Here is a 19,203-nt window from a genome sequence, read left to right as displayed (position 1 = left end):
TAAGAAAAACATTTATCGACGTACTTTCACAAAAGGAAGACCGCGTTCAGTTGTAGTTTTTCTTGCGATAATCGAATTGTCCTGCTCCGCTGAAAACTTATAAATTCTAGATATAAAAAAGACTCATGATCTGTCTCCTTCAGCTTCGTATCCTGACGATACGTCCCGGAAAATTCAGTTCATGAGCCTTTACTTTACTATTCAGCTTGCTACCACAGATCTGGCCTTATTGCCCGCTTCCATCCGTTGCCTGAATATCAACACCAGAACCATCGCTGCAATAGAGAGCAACGTGCAGATCATAAACATGGTCGAATACGAACTTACCTGTACAATAAGCCCCATCGCCAGTCCGCCCAAAGAGAATCCAAGGTCATACGAGGACATGAAGATCCCCATGAGTACATATCTGGAATCTGCAGGCAACACAAAAGACAGGTATGTGGTTAATGTCGGGTACAACAGTGCCAAGGCAAAGCCGCTGAACACTGCGGAGAGATAAACCAACGGCCCGATGATCTCCATCAGGCTGAGCAACTGGGTCCCCAGTGCTGCACACAGCATTAGCCCTGCCATCAGCCAGGTATTCCAGCTACCATCGGACGGAATTTTTTTACGCAAAATAAACCTGCACAGGATCACAACCAATCCCTGTATCGTTAGAAATACCCCTGCACTCGCCAGTCCAGTGGATACCATATACAGGGGAAGAAAGGTCGCTGTCGCCCCAAAGACGCAGGACGCAAACAACATCACCACACTGCTGATCAGCAGTGGCGTACTGCGCCAAATGCCGCCGAATGAACGAAACATGTCACCCAAGGTGTACGATTTGTTCTGCACGGTACTCCGTGGCAGATCCACATTATATCCAATCAGAAGTGGCAAAGCCGCCAGTCCGATCATCAGCAGCGTAAACGCCAGATCACTGGCATTTTCCCAGATTTGTATGGCGAGGATCGGAATGACCAGAGAAGGAACCATCGTAAACAGGGTGTACATGGACAGCCCTTGTGCCCGGTCTTTGTCCTCCAGCTTTTCCACAATGCCTGCCTGCATCGTCATGGAGAAAAAGGCCGTAGCCACCCCTTGCAGGGCTCGCAACCACAGATACGTCTCCACACCAAAAACAACAAAAAGCAGCAACGTCCCGGCGTGTAAAAGCAATAGCCATTGCATCACACGAAGCGGCCCATGCTTACCCAGCAGCTGTGCTGCAAAAGGTCTCAATAGCATACAGGTGAACATATATGCCCCCATCATCAAACCAATCTCAGCCTGATTCAATCCCGCGGCTTCGCTTCTCAAAGGCAGAATAATCGTCAAAGCTGAATTTGCCGCAAAAAATAAAAAGGCCAGCATATAAAACCGGATAAACGAAAAGGATACCGGATTTAATTTTCCATTGGATGTTGCCGTCATTGAAGCCTTCAAACGTTCGTCACCACTTTCTCTTCTGGCAGTCAATTCATAGATGTACCTGTCACGGGTCTACGCCGTTCATAGGCAAAAACGATCATTACCGCTCCTAGGATAGCACAGATCATGTACATAAATGAATAGGAAGAGAAGTCAGCGACGGGTCCCATAATCACACCACCCAGAGAAATACCCAGATCCGCCATCGCAATAAATAGGCCGATCAGAACGTTCCGGTTCAGCTTAGGCAACACAAAAGATAAATAGGTCGTGAGTGTCGGATACAGGATCGCCTGACCGATTCCCATGAATACAGCGCCCACATAGAAAAAGACCACCCCGCCTGTCACGGCAAAACTGACACATTGCGCAGCTACGGCGAGTAGACACATGGTGCCCATCATGAAAGGAGAATGCCAACTGCCATCAGACGGAATCCTTTTCCTAAGCATGATTCGAGCCAGCACCACCGTCCCGGCCTGAAGCATCAGATACACACCCGCATTCCCATTTGGTACTTGACTCGCATACAGCGGGATAAAGGTGGTAATCGCACCAAATACAACGGAAGCGGCGAGCATTAACACACTGCATCGAAACAGAAACGGATTCTTCACCAACTGACCAAAGGATTCCCACATACTGACGTTCTGCTCCGAAAGATTCTCAGCAGGTTGCTCCTTGCTTGGTTCCATTTTGGCGGTATATCCGAAGACGCCGGTACAGACGGCAATGCCGATCAGAACAATTGTAAAATAATCCATACCACCCGTCTGCCAGATTCCTAACGCAATAACAGGCCCCACGATCCCCGGTATATAACTGAATAGCGAATAATACGAGATTCCCTGTGACCGATCTTTCTCCGGAAGTGCATCAATAATGCCAATCTGCAAAGCCATAGAAAAGAACGCTGTCGATACACCCTGCAAAATACGAGCAACCAAATAACCTCCGAGTCCCGTAAAGGTATATAAAATCAGCGCAAATCCATTGATGATTAGAATCAGACGCAATATTTTGATCGGACCATGCTTTTGAATAATCCGACCTGCCCATGGTCTGAAAAACATGGTTGTGAACATATAAGCGCCCATGATCAGTCCAATCGTTGTACCGCTCGCACCCAAAGACTCCCCTTGCAATGGGATGATCACGTTAAGAATGGCATTGGCACTGAAATATAGAAGAACCAGTATGTACAAGCGCAGAAAAGGCCAAGACATCGCTCCACTCACAATGGGTGTTCCCCCTGAAATGTAATTAAATGCTTCAATAATTTCTTCGCATAGTCTGACTGAACATCCTTTAGCTGCTCAATCGGAACGATCTCTTCAATCTGACCCTCTCTGAAAATGATCACCCTGTCACAGATATAGGCTGCCGCCTGTATATCATGCGTGATAAAGACGTAGCTCAGCTTGTAGATTTCCTTAAGCTCTTTCAACAGTTGCAGCACCTGAATCTGAACAGACACGTCCAGTGAGCTGATCGCTTCATCGAACACGATGCATTTGGGGGCGGTGGAGATGGCCCTGGCAATGCACACTCTCTGAGCCTCCCCGCCGGATAGTTCATGCGGATATTTGGATCTATAGGAAGGGTCCAGTCCAACTTGGTTGAGCAACAGATCCACCTTCGCTGAGTTACCCTGATCCTTTCGCAGCTTTTCCTGCGCTTGCATCGGTTCCATAATGGCAGCTTCCACATTAAGAAATGGATTGATCGAAGACGTATAATTTTGAAAAACGGCGCTGATGTTACCCATCCGTGCACGTCGATCCTGTACGTCTTTACCATCAAGCGAGATCGTTCCACGATCCGGCCGTTCAATGCCGAGAATCAGACGGCCCAATGTAGATTTACCGCTTCCGCTTTCACCAATGATGCCCAAACACTCGCTCTGCTGGCATTCAAAGGTAACTTGTTTCAATACCTGTTGTCTGTGCTTGGAGAACAGTCCGCCTTGGTTATATGATTTTTCAATACCTTCCACCTTTAGCATCTATAAGTCCCCCTGCATCAATGCCTTGAAATGATTGCTCAGCTCCAATCGGGTAGAGACCAGATACTGCGTATAGGCATGCTTCGGCTCTGTCAAAACAGAATGCATGCTGCCACGCTCGACGATCTTGCCGTCTTTCATGACCATCACGTCATCGGCAATCTTCTGCACGACGCCGAGATCATGGGAGATGAACATCATGGAACAGCCCATGCGTTCGCGTAATTGAATCATTTGCTCCACTACTTCATATTGGGAGATCGTATCCAGCGCCGTTGTCGGCTCATCCGCAATAATCAGATCGGGCTCAAGCACCAATGCCAGTGCAATCATGATTCGTTGCAGCATCCCACCGGACAGCTGATGTGGATATTGATTCAGAATCTCGCGCGGATGTCTGAGCATGACGCTTTCCATGGCATTGATGATTTTCCGCTCAATCTCGCGGGTGTTCCAGCCAAAATGCTGCTGAAGCGTCTCCCGAATATGAACACCAATGACACAGGAAGGATCAAATGCACTCATGCCATTCTGCAAAATCATGCATAGATGCTTGCCCCGCTTACGCCGCATCTCCGGTTCCGAAAGCTGGTTCAGATCTTCGCCCTGGAATAACATCTTGCCCGATTGGCGAATCCACGGCTTGTTCAGTCGCATGATGGCCCTGCACGTGACGGACTTGCCGCTACCACTTTCCCCCACGATGGCCATACAGCTTCCCTGCTTGACTTCGAATGAACTGTTATGAATGATCACTTTGTCTGTATTGGTGTCCCATACTTTCAAATGTTCAACCTCGACTATATTCATAAGCGGCCTTTCTCACCTCACTTTCGTAAGACTTGTCAGACTTACCTTGAGAGGTCATCAATTTGGGGTCCAGAGCCACTTGAAGGGCATCTGATAGAAAATTAAAAGCAGACACCACCACTACAATGGCCAGGCCTGGTGCCAACATCAATTCAGGTCTGGAGAACATGACTTCCCTCGCCTCATTAAGCATCATCCCCCACTCCGCATGCGGAGCCTGAATACCAAGCCCCAGGAAGGAAAGACCGGAGATCTGCAACATCATCGAACACATGGAACCGCTGGCAATGACAGCAATATCGGCAAAGGTAACCGGTACAATATGTTTGGTTATGATTCTCAGATTGGGCGTGCCGGAAGCTTTGGCGAATTTTACATAATCCATATCGGAGAATTGCATCACAGATGTTCGAATAACGCGGGCAAACCAGGCCCATTTCATCCACACAAAGGCAATCAAAATATTCTCCAGTCCTGCACCCAAAATGCCGACCACTGCCAGTGTCATCACATATCCTGGGAAAGATAGCATAATGTCACAGACTCTCATGATCCATGCATCCACTTTCCCCTTGAAGTAACCCGCGACGAATCCAACAATAGCCCCAATCAGAACAGACAGACTGAGCGCAACCAGAACCCATAACACACTTGGACGGATACCATAGATAAGCCGGGATAATACACATCTGCCCAGATGATCATTGCCTAATAAGTAATCCCAGGACGAGGAGGCATAACGAAGCTTCATATTCACCTGTCCCGGATCATGCGGTGCAATAAAAGGAGCGAAAACGCCCGCCATAATTGTGACGATAATCACCACCAAGGAGGTCATGGCAAGCTTGTCTTTGCTCAGATTTTTCAATATTCGCATCAGAATTCCTTTCTCAGACGGGGATTCATCGCCGCATTAATGATGTCGGATAACGTATTAAACAAGACAAAGGTGACAGCCAACATCAGAACATACGCCTGAATAATCGGAAAATCCCTGCTTAAAATGGATTTTACGCTGAGCCTTCCGAGCCCGGGCCAGGCAAATACATTTTCGATGACTACCGTACTGCCTAGCACAATCGGAATCGCCATACAAAAGATGGACACGGCCACCTGTAATGAATTTCTCAGAATATGCAAGGTGACTTTCTTCTCGCTCAGGCCGCTTGCCCTTGCATATAATACATAGTCCTCATTCATATTGCTCAGCATGGAACTTCGAACCGTTCGGAAGTAAATACCCGTATAACTCACCGTGATTACGATCACCGGTAGAATGTAGCTTCGATACGAGTCCATGCCACTAGTAGGTAACAGGTCCAGCTTGACGGAAAAATACCAGATCATCATGGCTGCAAGCCAGTAGGATGGCATGGCCGTAAGGAAAAAGGAAATGCCTCTGACCGATCGATCCAGCAGCTTGCCTTCTCTCATGGCACAGATCACACCCAGCAGAATGGACAGCGCAATAATGAATACCGATGAGACGAGCGTTAACTTCAATGTGTTCATAAAAGCCGGCCCCATCAATGACCATACGGGTTCACCAGATACATAAGAGTTGCCAAAGTCCAACTGCACAACAGCCATGATCCAGTTCACATACTGGATCATGAACGGCTGATCGAACCCCAATGCCTTGTTGGTCTGGGCAATTAATTCCTCTGTGATCTGTGGAACTTCCTGTGCCTGTAACACAACAACCGCCGGGTCCAAGGGAGATAGATTAATCAGAACGAACGTTATAAATGAAATAATAATCAGTAAAGGGATGGCTAACAGAATCCTTTTGACGATATAACTTCCCATATCCATCTCCGCTCTATTTAAAATTCATTTTTTCAAATGGCAGTTCATATTGGGTCTGCTTGAATGAGATTCCATCGAGATTCTCGGGAGCGACAACGGTGACACGTCCGTTGGTAATCGGAATGAACAACGCTTCATCATGGACGATCTTCATAATGTCGGCATACAGGGATTGGCGGGAAGCCTCATCCGTGGAGATCATGACCGCATCGATTTTCTTGTACAATTCATCCGCTTCGGCAATTCCGCTTGTCGTATGCTTGTATGCTGAATCTGACGTAAATGCAGCAATGGTACTCTGTGGATCATAGGCCAGTCCCCAGGTTTGATTAAAGAGCAGGTCATATTCCCCGGTGGCTCTCCGATTCGCAATGGAAGTGGACTCTTCGCCCAAGATTTCAAGCTGAATTCCCAATTCTTTCATGGAATACTGGATCAATTCGGCCTGTACTTTCTGTGAAGACGAATTGCTGTCATAGTATAATTTCATGGCTAAAGGCTGACCGTTCTTCGTTCTCACCCCTTTACCGTCTGCCAATGTCCAGCCAGCTTGGTCCAGAAGATTTTTAGCTAATTCCGGATCATACTCCCGTTTCTTAAGGTCTACCTTGGCGTAATTGACATTGGCCGAAAATAGCGTGTCCGCTACAGTCTGCGTTCCGTTGAAAATATCTTTACTGATCGTTTCGCGATCAATGGCATACCAAAGTGCTTCCCGCACTGCCGTTTCCTGAACCGGACTATTCTGGCGACTGCTGTTGGCTACGATCATATTGGTGTTCATCGCTTCACTTCGAACCACTTGATAATCACCAGATTCAGCCAATTGGTCCATGGCCTCGACATCGATACTATCTGCTCCCCGGTCATCGGTGAACACAAAGTTAATCTCTCCTTTTTGCAATGCCAGGAATGTTGTTTCTCCTGCCGGAAGAACCTTGGATGTGATCTTCTTGATTGCAGGTGCACCACCCCAATAGTCTTCATTGGCTTCAAACGTGGCGTTCTCTTCGACTTTATGAGCAGTAAGCTTGTAAGGTCCTGTACCGTGGAAACCACTTACCCCGTCTTTGGTTCCGTCATCTTTGAAATCCTTGGGTGATATGAAGACGTAAGGTCTTGTCATGGACAATTCCACCAGTGCCGGATAATAGGCTTCCGACAGCATCAGCTCCACCGTATGCTCATCGATAACTTTTACACTCGTGATTTTGGTAGACAGCTTGATCCAGGCATGTTTTTCGGCATTCGCCTGTACTGCATCGATATTTTGTTTAACCGCCTCTGCGTTGAACGGCTCTCCATCATGGAATTTCACATCTTGTCGCAGATGAAAGGTATAGGTCTTGCCATCCTCGGAGATATCCCATGATTCAGCCAGTAATGGCTTGATCCCATCAGGTGTGTTTTCCACCAGCGACTCATATACCATTCCTTGCGCAGGCATGGAACCTGTATACAGATGGGGGTTCATATCATTAATATCTTTGGCAGAAGCATAGATGAGTTCTGTTTGTACCTGGCTATTGGCAGGCTCCGTTTGGGCGCTCTCTTTCTCTTTTGGGCTCTGTCCGCATCCGGCGAGCAGCGCAATGGCAGACACCAGCAATAGTATGGATGTAAAAGTAAGACCCTTTTTCACAACATTTCCTCCTGATTAGTAAGCAAAACTAAAAATTTACACTTGCCACTTCGATGACAGAACAACCTTCCGATCGCTGTTATCCCCGAATTTCTTGAATCTATCTCCTAAAGGTAGTATTTCGGTGATAAAGGCGAGCGCTTCGCTTCTTCAGGTTTTTTCTGTCCTCTTCGTTATTGTGTAAAACTAAATTCAACTTACTTAAATTAATATAACTAGACCCAACTACTCGAAAGTCCGGTGCAGATCATGCGGATATCCTCGTCAAAGGATTGGATCACAAAGGCATCGGACAAGCGCTGATCTGGATGTGCGTCAGCCACTTCCTGAATCTTCGCCTCATACCTGGCGATAAATTGATCAATAGTTGGACAGCTCACTTCAAGATGTCTGGCTATGCCCTGAATGATTTTGATGCGGTAGTAATCTTCATTGGGCATACGGGGGATGTCCAGTTCCCCTTCGCGGTTCATGAACGTTTGACGGAATGGGACTGCTGAAAAGTCAAAATATTTGCCTTCCGAATCGGGTTCCGAGAATGGATCAATCAATAATGAGGTGTACCGTATGTATAATAAATACTCTTGATGAATGACCTGCAGCTGATTGAAATTCTCGATATCCTGGCGTGATATGCTCTCTAATCGAACCGGATAGTTGTCATCCGTCATGAATTGAAGCAGGTTCACTCCCGGGATATTGAGCCGTTCCGTAATATTCATAATCTCCTGCCACTGTGCCCGCATATCCCGTATCAAAACTTGAGTAATCGGACCTTCGGGATACATTTTATATACATATTTCTGAATATCCGATGCTCCAAAGATGGCCTCTAATGAGAAGTCATTCATGAACAAGGGTGGGTGCACATACAACGAAATATTTCTCGTTTCCGCCTCCAGTGGGGATCGCATCACTTCCAGCGCAATACCCAAACGCTCAAATACTTGGCATAGCTTACTCACCTGTTCAGACGGGTAAAGAGTGGAACCGATATAAACCTTTTTCTTCACCCCTGTAGTAATCACATGATTCGACGGATGTTCGTGCATCCAACGGGTATCTCCAAAGTAGGTAGAAAAACTGACCACTTCCGGCTCCGCATTCCGCTCTCTCATATAATGGGTCACAAGTCGATTCGACCCAAACGTTGGAGAAACCAAAATGATACATTTCAGTTGTTTGATGAATTCATTTTTCATTTGTTCCAATACATCGATATAAGCATCCGTTGTTACAGCCAAAATGAGTGTGTCCCACTCACCATCAATGGTGTCATATCCCTTGAACACATGATCAACGAAACATTCACCTGCGAGCGATTGATGTTTCTCATTTTGAATGCTGACCTGAATACGTTGATTGCTCTCTTCAAGGGCTGAAAAAATCGATGCTGAACGAACCGATTGTCTCCCCGCAATGCCTATACAGCAGTTGAGATGATCTTTGAGCGTTACCGCAAGCTGAATGGATGCAGGGCCGGTTCCGAGTATCAGAATTCGCTGAAGATTGCTCATATATGCCTCCTATATTCAAAGTTCAATCTGTAATCCCTTTGGACACACTTGGATGCACTTGCATACCTATGCTTTTTGGTACAACGCAATATCAAACACATCATCCGGGCGCAAGATCGTATCCACCAGCTTCCACTTGTTGCTGTCCGTCGCTTTCAGTGGATAATTGAACAAAGATTTCAACTGATCACCGTATCTCATGGCTACAACCACCTGTGTATTCGTCAGAGCATGCAGTTGATCGAGCAGCTCATATTTAGGGGCCACGGTCGAGCTGAAAATGATATGGGTTGCTTCCCTGGTATAATCCAGATTCTCCAGCAATGTTGACTCCAAACGAATCTTCAGACCCGTGCCCAGTGTCTCCACCACTTTTCGCCCGAGTGTGATGGATTCTTCATCAATATCGATCCCGACAACCTGTGCACCTGTTCGCTTGGCGATGAGTAATGGTGTCATTGGGAAGGAACCGGAGCCTACCAACAACACTCTGGAATCGGAGGTGACATGGAAGCTGCCGAATTCTTTATCGATACATTCTTCTATGTTTTTGAAATAATCGGCAATCTGCACATCCCCGTTCTCTAACTTCAATGCACGATATTTCTCCATGATCGCCACACACTGGGCGGATTTATTTCTTAACTGCCATACAAGCGAATCCAGTTCTTCCAACTCCGAATGCTCCAACTGTTCCCAGGCTGCCTTATTCTCCTGATTGGTCACAAAGCGGGAGTAGTCATTGATCACAGCTTCCAGCTCCGAACTATGCTGAATCGTATGATCATACTTGCTCGCGAGCTTATCGAATTTCTCTGCAAATTCACTCAAACATGTCTGAAAATGAACCAATGTGATCATTTCTTTTCCCCCAATACGTTGTCTCGATCATGTCATGTACCTCATGCGTTTATAACGCTCCATTCTGCTGGAGCATCTATGAAGGCTTTGCCTTGAGCCACGATGCCAACCGATCCTTCAATCGTAATACTCCCAAGTTCTGCGCCATCCCACTGGGCTACCACTTTGATCGCACCACCAGGCTGCTTGATGTACTGAGTAATTCCTCTCTGTTGGTTCCATGCGAGATAGGCTCCGACGGAGGCCGTACCGGATCCACATCCTCTCTCCCAGATCAGACTATCCAGCTCCGGAACATAGATGAGTGGGGCCATTTCTTCCAAGTGTGATTGATATAACAAGATACCGATCAGCTTATCTCCCAGGGTTAATCCCAGTAATCTTGCAAGGGTCTGTGCCCTCTTCTTCATCGTATCGTCAAAGTCATCGACTTCAATCACGATATGGATGAACTCAGCGTACCGGATGATCACCATATCGAGCTCGATGCCTTCATATCGAATTGTTCGCTGCTCGATCTGTTTGGGAACCGGCATGGTTACCTGACAGTTGTATTCATGCTGCTGCTTCTTCACATGGCACATGATCAATTGATCGGTTCCGGAAACCTCCAGCATGATATCCATAGACTCCTGTTGTGCCAGTCCTGCTTCAGATGCGTGGTGTGCTGCAAGTGCCATACAGGCATTGCCACAGAACTCTCCTCCGGCCATTTCCAGACGGGCCACAGCTTCCGGTCTCCTCGTTGGTTCAATGAATCCCACTTGTTCGGCGTAAACGTTATCATACGACATTAAACGGGTAGCAATATGATTGTATTTCTCTGCTGCATGATCCGTTTTAACCAGAATCGTCATGTTTTGGGTGGGACTGAACTTGATAAAATCGATCTCCTGTTTCATCGCAGCGACTACTCCTGTTCTTCTTTTTTATCTAATAGTAATTATTACGATTAAAGGTCGAGAAAAATATAGCACATCCTTTTGGGAAGCGTCAACAAATATTTCCATTAAAAAAAATAAAATTTAACAATACCTTTAGCAGCCCTTCCTATAAGAAAGCCCAAACAGAGCTGACGCTTCTCCGCCAGCCCTAGCCATAACTATACCGTCTGATAAGATTCAGCGAATCGTCGTTCCTACCCGCTCTCACTTAAAAAAGGGAATACGAAAAACGGCTGCCGTCGAACGGAACCGTTTCAATCTGGATATGATCCAGTGATTCACTATACTCATCACTCTTGATGTGCCTGCACATTGTGCAGTGCTTTCTCAGCCAGTGCAGCCAGAAGATGTGCTCCCAGCGGCAGCGCCTGTTCATCCACATCAAAGCCAGGGTGATGCCACTCATGCGGGCCAGAGGTGCCCAGGAAAAGGAACAGGCCGGGAGCTTCTTTTTGATAAAAAGAGAAGTCCTCACCTGCTGGAGAAGGTAGCGGTCTAACACTGTTTAATCCAATCTCACTTGCAACTTGCTCCGCCGCAGATGCCAGAGACTCATCGTTGACCACGGCAGGCGGTCCCTGAATCCAGCGAACCGTAGCCCGTGTGCCATAGGCTGCGGCCACACCGGCGACTACCTGATTGAAACGTTCGCGAATCCGTGCACGCACTTTCTCATCAAAGGTACGCACTGTGCCATCAAGGATCGCTTCATCGGGAATAACGTTCCAGGCTGTGCCGCTATGAAGCTTGGTGACGCTGATTACAGCACTCTCCTGTGCTCCCACATTGCGACTCACAATGGCCTGTAATGCCGTAACAATATGTGCGGCAACCACGATTGGATCAATGCCGGCTTCAGGCACGGCTGCATGGGTGCCTACACCTTCCACTTTGACAACAAAACCGTCTGCTGCTGCCATCAATGCGCCTTCCCGAATACCCACCGTACCTACCTGGAGATCAGGCTTGTTATGCAATCCAAATACGGCCCGAACATCGGACAATGCACCACTCTGGATCACTTGGCGTGCACCCGTTGCTTTTTCCTCCGACGGCTGGAATATCAACCGTACTTTTCCCGGCAAACTGGACTCGCGTTGTTTCAGTAATCGTGCAGCACCGATCAGAATTGCCGTGTGTGCGTCATGTCCGCAAGCGTGCATCTTTCCATCTACCTGGGAGGCAAATTCCAGCTTTGTCTCTTCCTGAATGGGCAGCGCATCAATATCTGCTCTTAGGGCAACCACAGGACCGTCCCCTTGACCCACTTCAGCGACAAGTCCTGTCCGCAGCCCATATTCGTCTGCAATACGGACGCCTTCCTCTTCCAGCCACCTGCGAATAGCTGCCGTCGTCTCCTTTTCCTCGCCGGACAATTCCGGGTTACGATGCATGTGCCGCCGAATGGTGATTAAACGTTCCGCGAATTCTTCCGCCCGTTCACCATGAAGTTCATGCTCGGGGCCCTGTACTTGTTGCTCAGCCTGCTGTTTAGGCTGTTCCAGATCACTTTTCATCACACGGCCTCCCATTCGTATATATTCACTGCTATATTCACTGTCTACTTCTATCCGATTGCTGCTTCTTCCTTGGATTCCAGTGCAAATTCGCTTAGTCCCTGCTCTACCAAAATTTCACGCAATAATTCGAATGAACGAATGCGCTTGGCAAAGTCCCGTGTAGCTGTAGTCACAATGAACTCTTCTATAGCAAACTCCTGCTGGAACTTCAGCAGTGCCTGACCTACGCTTTCCTTCGTACCCCGGGTCACACTTGGCTCCAAAATTTCGATCCGATAGGTTTCGTTTGATTGACGGCCGAATTCTTCTGCCTGTTCCACAGAACCAACCGTCAGCACCTTACCACTCTCCAAATGAATCTTCACCAGCATATGCTCGCTCGCAAGTCCTTCCGCTTCTTCCTCACTTTCGGCCACAATTAACGATATGGCTAGTGCAGGGTAAGGCTCTCGTCCTTGGGAACGATCGAATTGCTCACGATATACACGGATCGCTTGAAGTGCTACCTCTATATTACTGTTAATGAACAGTGAAAAGACATATGGAAGTCCCAGTTCTGCAGCCATGCCCGCACTATCAACACTGGCACCAAGTACGTACAGTTCCGCTGGAATGTCGGATAGAGGCGAAGCGCTGAGACCTGCAAGTGGATGCGATTGATCTTCAAGGGGCTCATTGTGGATGTATCGTTTCACCTGAACAATTTTCTCTTGAAGAGATGCGGCTTCCTGAATACCTTCCTGCAACGCCTGTGTCGAACGGGGCAACCCGCCTGGTGCACGACCGATTCCCAGGTCAACTCTTCCTGGTCCGAGCGCTGCGAGGATATTGAAATTCTCGGCGACTTTGTATGGGCTGTAATGCTGAAGCATTACTCCGCCCGACCCCAGACGAATCCGCTTCGTATGCGCAAGCAAGTGGGAGATGAGTACCTCCGGGGAGGAACCTGCAACATGCCCTGAATCATGGTGCTCCGATACCCAGAATCGATGGAATCCCAGCTGCTCTGCCCGCTGTGCCAGCTCAATCGTATGTCGAAAAGCATCTACTGCCGTTTCCCCTTCATAGATCGGGGTCTGATCCAAAATGCCAACACGAATACTCATATCCTTCTCCTCCTTGATTGTGCTGAACCGCTATTCTTGAATCACTATTAAGTTGAACTAGAGATGTTACACTTTATCACTTCGATTGCAGTACCATCTTCCGATCACTCTTATCCCCAGATTTTCTGTACTCCCTTGGTTCAAGGGAAAAATCTGTTGATAAATGCGCACGCTTCGCTTCTTCAGATTGGTTCTGCACTCTCCGTTTTGGTGTAAAAGTCAGATTCAACGTTAGACACTTTATAATTGCCGCAGCAGTTCCCCGAAGGGCTCTGCCAATGGCGAATATTCTTCTTTTAACGTGACGACGCTGATCTGCAACGATACACCTGCTACCTCATGTACCTGAATGGGGAACAGCTCCTGATTCTGCACTTCCTTCTTGACCGTGAGTCCCGGGAGAAAGGCAATGCCTGCCCCTTGCATAACCAGTTTCTTCGCCGTCTCCGAATTATCGACATGATATGTAATATTCGGCGGATGTTCCAGCGAGTCGAAAGCCCGGTGAATGCGAAGCCAGTCCAGTGAACCACATTCAAAAAAGACCAGCTGCTCATTCCGGATGGCTTCCATGCTGACATGCCCGCTCTCAATGAATGGATGCCCTTTGTACACATAGAGCTGGATCGGATCTTCATAAAAAGCAACCGTACGGATCGCAGGGTGCATGACCTTGCGCACAAAAGCAAGATCGATCTCCTGACCAAGCAGTTTGGCAATCAGCTGATCCGTCGTTGCTGTCGTCAGTTTGATATTAATTTCGGGGTAAGCATCCTTGATCTTGGGTAGAAAATCGGGAATCACATAATTGGATACCGATACTGTACTACCGAGCCGAAGAGCATCCGGTGTTGTCCTGCGCTGCTGAATCTTCTGCTTGCCCTTCTGAATCACTTGCAGCACTTGCTGCGCATACGGCAGGAATTTCCGACCTTCTTCTGTAAGCACGATTTGCTTGCCAAGCCGATCAAACAACTTGCAGCCCAGCTCCCTTTCCAGTGACTGAATGCGAGCTGTGACCGAAGGTTGGGACAGGAAGAGTACTTCGGCAGCCTTATTGAAGCTTCCATAATGATTGATATATACAAATGCTTCAATATTCTCGATATTCATGAGCGCCTCCGTATCCACGTCCGCAGACGTTTGATCTTATATCGATTTATCCAATACATTTACTTGGTTTTACGATATCGTAATCCCATCCTTTTCCAGTGTCAATAACAATTCATCCAGTGAGCGATCCAGACGTGTAATAATATCCGCAGAGAGCACAAATTTCCCATCATCCAGTCGTTCGATTCCCTGATCCACAGCATACACGCCACCCAGAATATGTCTTCCACCAAGGGCTGCCAGTACAGGCTTCAATGCATAATCAATGGCCAGCAGATGAGCAATGGAGCCACCGATGACGAGTGGGAGTATCAACTTACCCCGTAACCCTTCTTGCGGAATCAGATCCAGAAACAACTTGAGCACTCCTGAGTACGACGCCTTGTATACCGGCGTAGCCACAATAACTGCATCCGCCGCTTCCACGACAGCAAGTGCATCACGAATGAATGAGCTGTCAAACCGGGCTTGCACCAGATCCTCAGCGGGCAGATCCACAACGTGAATAACTTCGACGGTGATGCCTGCCTCCGTTAATTTTTGGCTGCTGTAATCCGTCAGACCTGTCAAACGCGAACGCTTGGAAGGTGATCCGGCAATAATGACAACATGTGACATGAATATCTCCTCCTTGGAATAGCGGTCAAGCCGCTCCTTTTACTTTGGGGTCCAGCCGATCGCGAATATCGTCTCCAATCAGATTAACCGCCAGTACAAACAAAGTGATCGCGAGACCCGGGAACGTACATATCCACCAGGCAACCGTCAGATAACCCCTACCTTGCGAGAGCAATGCGCCCCAATCCGGTATTTCCTTCAACACCCCAAGTCCCAGAAAACTGAGTCCGGAGCCGGTTAAAATTGATGTCCCTACGCCCAGCGTAGCCATGACCAGCAGGGGTGACAATGAATGTGGCAGTACATGTCTCCAGAAAATACGTGCATTGGAGCCGCCCAGTGAACGTGTCGCTGTAATGAAAGGCAGACCTTTAACTGATATGACCTGCCCACGCATCACCCGTGCGTAGCCGGGAATGGAGGAAACCGCAACAGCCAGTGCAATGTTCATCAGTCCTGGCCCGAGAGCAGCTGCAACAGACAATGCCAGGAGCACGCCGGGTACAGCCATCAGAATATCGACGGCCCGCATCGTGACGGTATCAACAACGCCTCCGGCATAACCGGAGATAATACCAAGCGCACTACCGACAATACCGCCCACAAGAACGGAAGCAAATCCAATGAGCAGCGAATCCCTGCTTCCATGCACAACCACACTGAAGATATCCCTGCCAAAATAGTCCGTCCCGAACAGATGCGCAGCAGAAGGAGCCTGCAGTATGGCATCCGTCATCATCTGAGTTGGATCATAGGGCGCAATCCAGCCCGGTACAATCGCACATGCCACGGTAAACACCACCACCAGCAATGCTGCATAAAAGAATAATCGGGATACCGCGAATGAGACGCGATAGCGCCAAGGGCGGCGATTCCACAGACGGATACGTCCTACACTGCCCGCCCATGCTTTTTTGTCACCAGCCAAAGGTTTCATGCTCATGAGCAACAACTCCTCCTTTCATACTCCGCGTCAGGACACTTCTGACTGTTCCATCCATGATTATGTGCGGACTGCACGCCGAACCCGTGGATCAATGTACGAATACGAGATATCCACCAGCAGGTTCAAGACAACGTAGATGATAGATGTAAAGAAAACCACACCTTGCACCACTGGAAGATCCTTGGCCATTAGCGCATCGGCAATAATTCGACCGATTCCTTGTCTGGAGAAGACAGTTTCCACCACAACGGTTCCCGCAAGCAGATCACCGATCAGCATGCCGATTACCGTTACTGCAGGAATAAGTGCATTACGCAGTGCATGACCATACATGATCGCACGTTCCGAAAGTCCTTTGGCCCGTAACGCCACGATAAACGGTTCATTGATCACTTCCAGCATGCTGTTCCGTACCATCCGTACGATAAATCCTGCACCCACGAGACCCAGTGTGGCAGCCGGAAGAACCAGTGAGCTGAATCCGTCGGAACCCATCGCCGGGAACCAGCCAAGCTGTACCGAGAATAACAGGATGAGCAGAATCCCCGTCCAGAAGGTTGGCATGGAAATGCCGAACAGTCCAACGAGCCGGGCGACGAAATCAATCACGCCATTGCGATGAATCGCAGACAGTACACCAAGTGTTATTCCAATCGTGATGGCAATGATTGAACTGAGTGCGGTCAGTGCCAGTGTCGCTGGAAAATGTTCTAGTATTTTTGGCAATACCGGATCCGAATTGATCATTGATTTACCGAAATCCCCACGCAGCATATCACCGAAATAGTTCGCAAACTGGATATAAAACGGTTGATCCAGTCCTAGCTGAACCCGCAGATTCTCGATCATCTCCGGGGTAGCCGAGGATGGGTCCAACATGAGCAGCACCGGATCACCCGGCAGAAGATACATGATGCAGTACACCAGCACCGAAGCTCCGAATATAACCAGAAGCGATGTTGCGAGTCGTGACAGTATCGTTTGAACCATACCGGGATATCTCCTTCCTGAATCTGGATTGGTCGTTCCTATAGTACGTGTTCAAAAAGACCAGTTTTCAGTACCGAGAAGATGGAATGAAGCTAGAAATGGAGTAGCGGAGCGTAGGAAACTACGTGAGCAACGGACATTTCGGCTGAATTTCATATTCGATGCTGATCATGCCATTAGGCATGACTCGTGATCAAAAGTGGACTTTTGAACAACCTCTGTTAAAGCTGAATACGAACATCATTAAAGAGTGGATAACCCAATGAATCAAACTTGATACCTTCGACCTTTTTGGATGCTGCGACGGTATACGGGAATACATAGATCGGTAGAATTACCGCTTGCTCAATCAGGTATTGCTGGATCTGATTGTATATCTCGACACGTTTATCGGGATCTGTCTCAACCGCTCCCTGCTCTAACAGTTCATCGATCTTTGGATCAGACAAACCGGACAATGTCGGACGCTCGCCCTTTGCACTCGTATGATAGAAAGCGTACAAGGCATTAGGATCAGAATTGACCTGACTGTTGCCATAGAGATCATAATCCCAGTTCTGATAGATGACTGTTGCGATATCTTTTGTAATCTCGACTTCAACGGCAATGCCAACCTGTTTCAACTGTTGTTGGATAATGGCAGCAATGTCATTGCGTTTCTCCCGATTGGGCGAACCATCAACATAACGCAGGGTCAGTTTCTGGCCGTCTTTGGCACGAATACCGTCAGCGCCTTTCACCCAGCCTTGTTCATCGAGCAGCTGATTGGCTTTGTTGATGTCCGGGTTAATGCTACCTTCCAGCGATGCATCATAACCCAGGATTCCAGGAGACAGTGCGGACCACGCACGTTCATAGTTGCCCAGATACAATGTTTTGACTATCGATTCCACATCTACGGCGGATTGTACCGCCTGCCTTACTTTCACATCATCCCAAGGGGCTTTGCGCAGATTGAAAAAGAGTGTGTACGGCAGTCCAACCGTATTGGCCTGTAACAATTGCTGGTTCGGATCGTTTTTTAATGCAGCGATATTTTGCGGTGGAACCGTCTCGGCAGCGAGTACCTGACTACTCTGTACACTTCCGATACGCGTTGCTTCTTCCGGTACAATTTTGAATGTGATCGTATCCACATGTGGTGCAGCTTTATTTTCAACCGTCTCAGGTCCCCATTTGTAATCCTTGTTTTTGGCAACGACGATGTCCGCATTTTCATCCCATTTCACAAAGGTGTACGGACCGGTGCCCACCGGATTTTTACCCAGCTGGTCGCCATATTTTTTGGCAGCTGTAGGGGATACGATCCCCAGAAGTGCCTGGCTCAAGTTGCCAAGAAAGGCTTGCGATGGTGATTCCAGATTTACCTTGATCGTATATTCATCAATGACTTCGGAGGAACTATAGGGTCTAATCAGGGCCAGAGAATTGGCAGCTTTGGTGGCTGGGTCGATCACCCGGTCCAGATTGTATTTCACGGCTTCCGCATTAAACGGTGTGCCATCGTGGAACTTCACGCCTTCACGCAACTTGAACGTATAACTCTTGCCGTCCTCAGATACGCTCCATTCCGTGGCAAGCCAAGGTTTGATGGAACCATCAGGCAGCTGCACGACCAGATTGTCGTAGATCGTTCGGATGGCACGCACCGTTACGGCAAGCCCACTGCGATGAGGGTCCAGCGTATCCGGTGAAGTTGCAAGTGCAAAAGTCAGGTTGCCTCCTTCCGCTTGCCCGGTCTGACCCCCGCCTGATGCCTGTGCCGTACTGTTCGCACTGCCTCCCGCTGCTCCGCAACCGGACAATACCATCACCAATACTGCTGCCAATGCCATATATTTCATCCATGAGATAGACCTGTTCATATCGCTTCCCCCTCTGTGTATACAGGTGTCATTAAATT

At 48.1% G+C, this 19,203-nt stretch carries 17 protein-coding genes; all 17 read right to left on the bottom strand.

The window, feature by feature from the left end; all coding sequences use genetic code 11:
• Positions 1–201: 201 nt before the first annotated feature.
• The 17 genes from cntE (FE296_RS19990) to FE296_RS19910 all read right to left on the bottom strand — a co-directional run bounded on the left by cntE (FE296_RS19990) (position 202) and on the right by FE296_RS19910 (position 19,165).
• Entirely contained in the window at positions 202–1,467 is a 1,266-nt protein-coding gene (cntE, locus tag FE296_RS19990; protein WP_317889421.1) for a staphylopine family metallophore export MFS transporter CntE, read from the bottom strand.
• A complete protein-coding gene (gene cntE / locus FE296_RS19985; protein WP_150366079.1) occupies positions 1,464–2,657 on the bottom strand; it encodes a staphylopine family metallophore export MFS transporter CntE in 1,194 nt (397 codons plus the stop codon). Before cntE (FE296_RS19985) ends, cntE (FE296_RS19990) begins: the two co-directional genes overlap by 4 nt.
• Positions 2,654–3,424 carry an ABC transporter ATP-binding protein gene (locus FE296_RS19980; protein WP_150366078.1) on the bottom strand — a complete coding sequence of 257 codons (771 nt, stop codon included), beginning with the start codon at positions 3,422–3,424 and terminating at the stop codon, positions 2,654–2,656. Before FE296_RS19980 ends, cntE (FE296_RS19985) begins: the two co-directional genes overlap by 4 nt.
• Positions 3,425–4,234, bottom strand: coding sequence for a staphylopine uptake ABC transporter ATP-binding protein CntD (gene cntD / locus FE296_RS19975; protein WP_150366077.1), 810 nt, complete (start codon positions 4,232–4,234; stop codon positions 3,425–3,427). It abuts the gene before it with no gap.
• Positions 4,215–5,111, bottom strand: coding sequence for a staphylopine uptake ABC transporter permease subunit CntC (gene cntC / locus FE296_RS19970; RefSeq protein ID WP_150366076.1), 897 nt, complete (start codon positions 5,109–5,111; stop codon positions 4,215–4,217). The genes cntD and cntC overlap by 20 nt, the downstream gene beginning before the upstream one ends.
• Positions 5,111–6,043 carry a nickel/cobalt ABC transporter permease gene (opp1B, locus tag FE296_RS19965; protein WP_150366075.1) on the bottom strand — a complete coding sequence of 311 codons (933 nt, stop codon included), beginning with the start codon at positions 6,041–6,043 and terminating at the stop codon, positions 5,111–5,113. Before opp1B ends, cntC begins: the two co-directional genes overlap by 1 nt.
• Positions 6,044–6,056: 13 nt before the next feature.
• Positions 6,057–7,685, bottom strand: a complete 1,629-nt coding sequence (cntA, locus tag FE296_RS19960) for a staphylopine-dependent metal ABC transporter substrate-binding lipoprotein (RefSeq protein WP_150366074.1) — start codon at positions 7,683–7,685, stop codon at positions 6,057–6,059.
• Between the two features lie 215 nt (positions 7,686–7,900).
• Positions 7,901–9,202, bottom strand: coding sequence for an opine metallophore biosynthesis dehydrogenase (locus tag FE296_RS19955; protein ID WP_124117598.1), 1,302 nt, complete (start codon positions 9,200–9,202; stop codon positions 7,901–7,903).
• Between the two features lie 66 nt (positions 9,203–9,268).
• On the bottom strand, positions 9,269–10,063 hold the full coding sequence (locus FE296_RS19950; protein WP_124117596.1) for an SAM-dependent methyltransferase: 795 nt from the start codon (positions 10,061–10,063) through the stop codon (positions 9,269–9,271).
• Positions 10,064–10,104: 41 nt separating this feature from the next.
• Entirely contained in the window at positions 10,105–10,965 is an 861-nt protein-coding gene (locus FE296_RS19945; protein ID WP_124117594.1) for a histidine racemase CntK family protein, read from the bottom strand.
• A 332-nt stretch (positions 10,966–11,297) separates the two neighbouring features.
• On the bottom strand, positions 11,298–12,524 hold the full coding sequence (locus FE296_RS19940) for an amidohydrolase (protein WP_223868957.1): 1,227 nt from the start codon (positions 12,522–12,524) through the stop codon (positions 11,298–11,300).
• 50 nt (positions 12,525–12,574) lie between these two features.
• Positions 12,575–13,633, bottom strand: a complete 1,059-nt coding sequence (locus tag FE296_RS19935; protein WP_124117592.1) for an LLM class flavin-dependent oxidoreductase — start codon at positions 13,631–13,633, stop codon at positions 12,575–12,577.
• Positions 13,634–13,873: 240 nt separating this feature from the next.
• On the bottom strand, positions 13,874–14,746 hold the full coding sequence (locus FE296_RS19930; RefSeq protein WP_091020874.1) for a LysR family transcriptional regulator: 873 nt from the start codon (positions 14,744–14,746) through the stop codon (positions 13,874–13,876).
• Between the two features lie 69 nt (positions 14,747–14,815).
• Positions 14,816–15,364: an NADPH-dependent FMN reductase gene (gene ssuE / locus FE296_RS19925; protein ID WP_124117590.1), complete on the bottom strand. Its 549-nt coding sequence runs from the start codon at positions 15,362–15,364 to the stop codon at positions 14,816–14,818.
• Positions 15,365–15,389: 25 nt separating this feature from the next.
• Positions 15,390–16,307, bottom strand: coding sequence for an ABC transporter permease (locus FE296_RS19920; protein ID WP_124117588.1), 918 nt, complete (start codon positions 16,305–16,307; stop codon positions 15,390–15,392).
• 60 nt (positions 16,308–16,367) lie between these two features.
• Positions 16,368–17,300: an ABC transporter permease gene (locus FE296_RS19915; protein WP_036605816.1), complete on the bottom strand. Its 933-nt coding sequence runs from the start codon at positions 17,298–17,300 to the stop codon at positions 16,368–16,370.
• 221 nt (positions 17,301–17,521) lie between these two features.
• Positions 17,522–19,165, bottom strand: coding sequence for an ABC transporter substrate-binding protein (locus FE296_RS19910; protein WP_150366073.1), 1,644 nt, complete (start codon positions 19,163–19,165; stop codon positions 17,522–17,524).
• Positions 19,166–19,203 lie beyond the last annotated feature (38 nt).

This window comes from Paenibacillus sp. UASWS1643 (genome assembly GCF_008693195.1).
Classification (GTDB): domain Bacteria; phylum Bacillota; class Bacilli; order Paenibacillales; family Paenibacillaceae; genus Paenibacillus; species Paenibacillus amylolyticus_B.
Note: the sequence above shows the minus strand (reverse complement) of the source record. Positions and strands in the feature narration are given on the sequence as shown.

Bases quoted from the DNA above. Each gene is read 5' to 3' on its own strand.
- FE296_RS19980 (WP_150366078.1), bottom strand. From the start codon at position 3,424: ATGCTAAAGGTGGAAGGTATTGAAAAATCATATAACCAAGGCGGACTG.
- cntD (WP_150366077.1), bottom strand. From the start codon at position 4,234: ATGAATATAGTCGAGGTTGAACATTTGAAAGTATGGGACACCAATACA.
- cntC (WP_150366076.1), bottom strand. From the start codon at position 5,111: ATGCGAATATTGAAAAATCTGAGCAAAGACAAGCTTGCCATGACCTCC.
- opp1B (WP_150366075.1), bottom strand. From the start codon at position 6,043: ATGGGAAGTTATATCGTCAAAAGGATTCTGTTAGCCATCCCTTTACTG.
- FE296_RS19955 (WP_124117598.1), bottom strand. From the start codon at position 9,202: ATGAGCAATCTTCAGCGAATTCTGATACTCGGAACCGGCCCTGCATCC.
- FE296_RS19950 (WP_124117596.1), bottom strand. From the start codon at position 10,063: ATGATCACATTGGTTCATTTTCAGACATGTTTGAGTGAATTTGCAGAG.
- FE296_RS19945 (WP_124117594.1), bottom strand. From the start codon at position 10,965: ATGAAACAGGAGATCGATTTTATCAAGTTCAGTCCCACCCAAAACATG.
- FE296_RS19940 (WP_223868957.1), bottom strand. From the start codon at position 12,524: ATGAAAAGTGATCTGGAACAGCCTAAACAGCAGGCTGAGCAACAAGTA.
- FE296_RS19935 (WP_124117592.1), bottom strand. From the start codon at position 13,633: ATGAGTATTCGTGTTGGCATTTTGGATCAGACCCCGATCTATGAAGGG.
- FE296_RS19930 (WP_091020874.1), bottom strand. From the start codon at position 14,746: ATGAATATCGAGAATATTGAAGCATTTGTATATATCAATCATTATGGA.
- ssuE (WP_124117590.1), bottom strand. From the start codon at position 15,364: ATGTCACATGTTGTCATTATTGCCGGATCACCTTCCAAGCGTTCGCGT.
- FE296_RS19920 (WP_124117588.1), bottom strand. From the start codon at position 16,307: ATGAGCATGAAACCTTTGGCTGGTGACAAAAAAGCATGGGCGGGCAGT.
- FE296_RS19915 (WP_036605816.1), bottom strand. From the start codon at position 17,300: ATGGTTCAAACGATACTGTCACGACTCGCAACATCGCTTCTGGTTATA.
- FE296_RS19910 (WP_150366073.1), bottom strand. From the start codon at position 19,165: ATGAACAGGTCTATCTCATGGATGAAATATATGGCATTGGCAGCAGTA.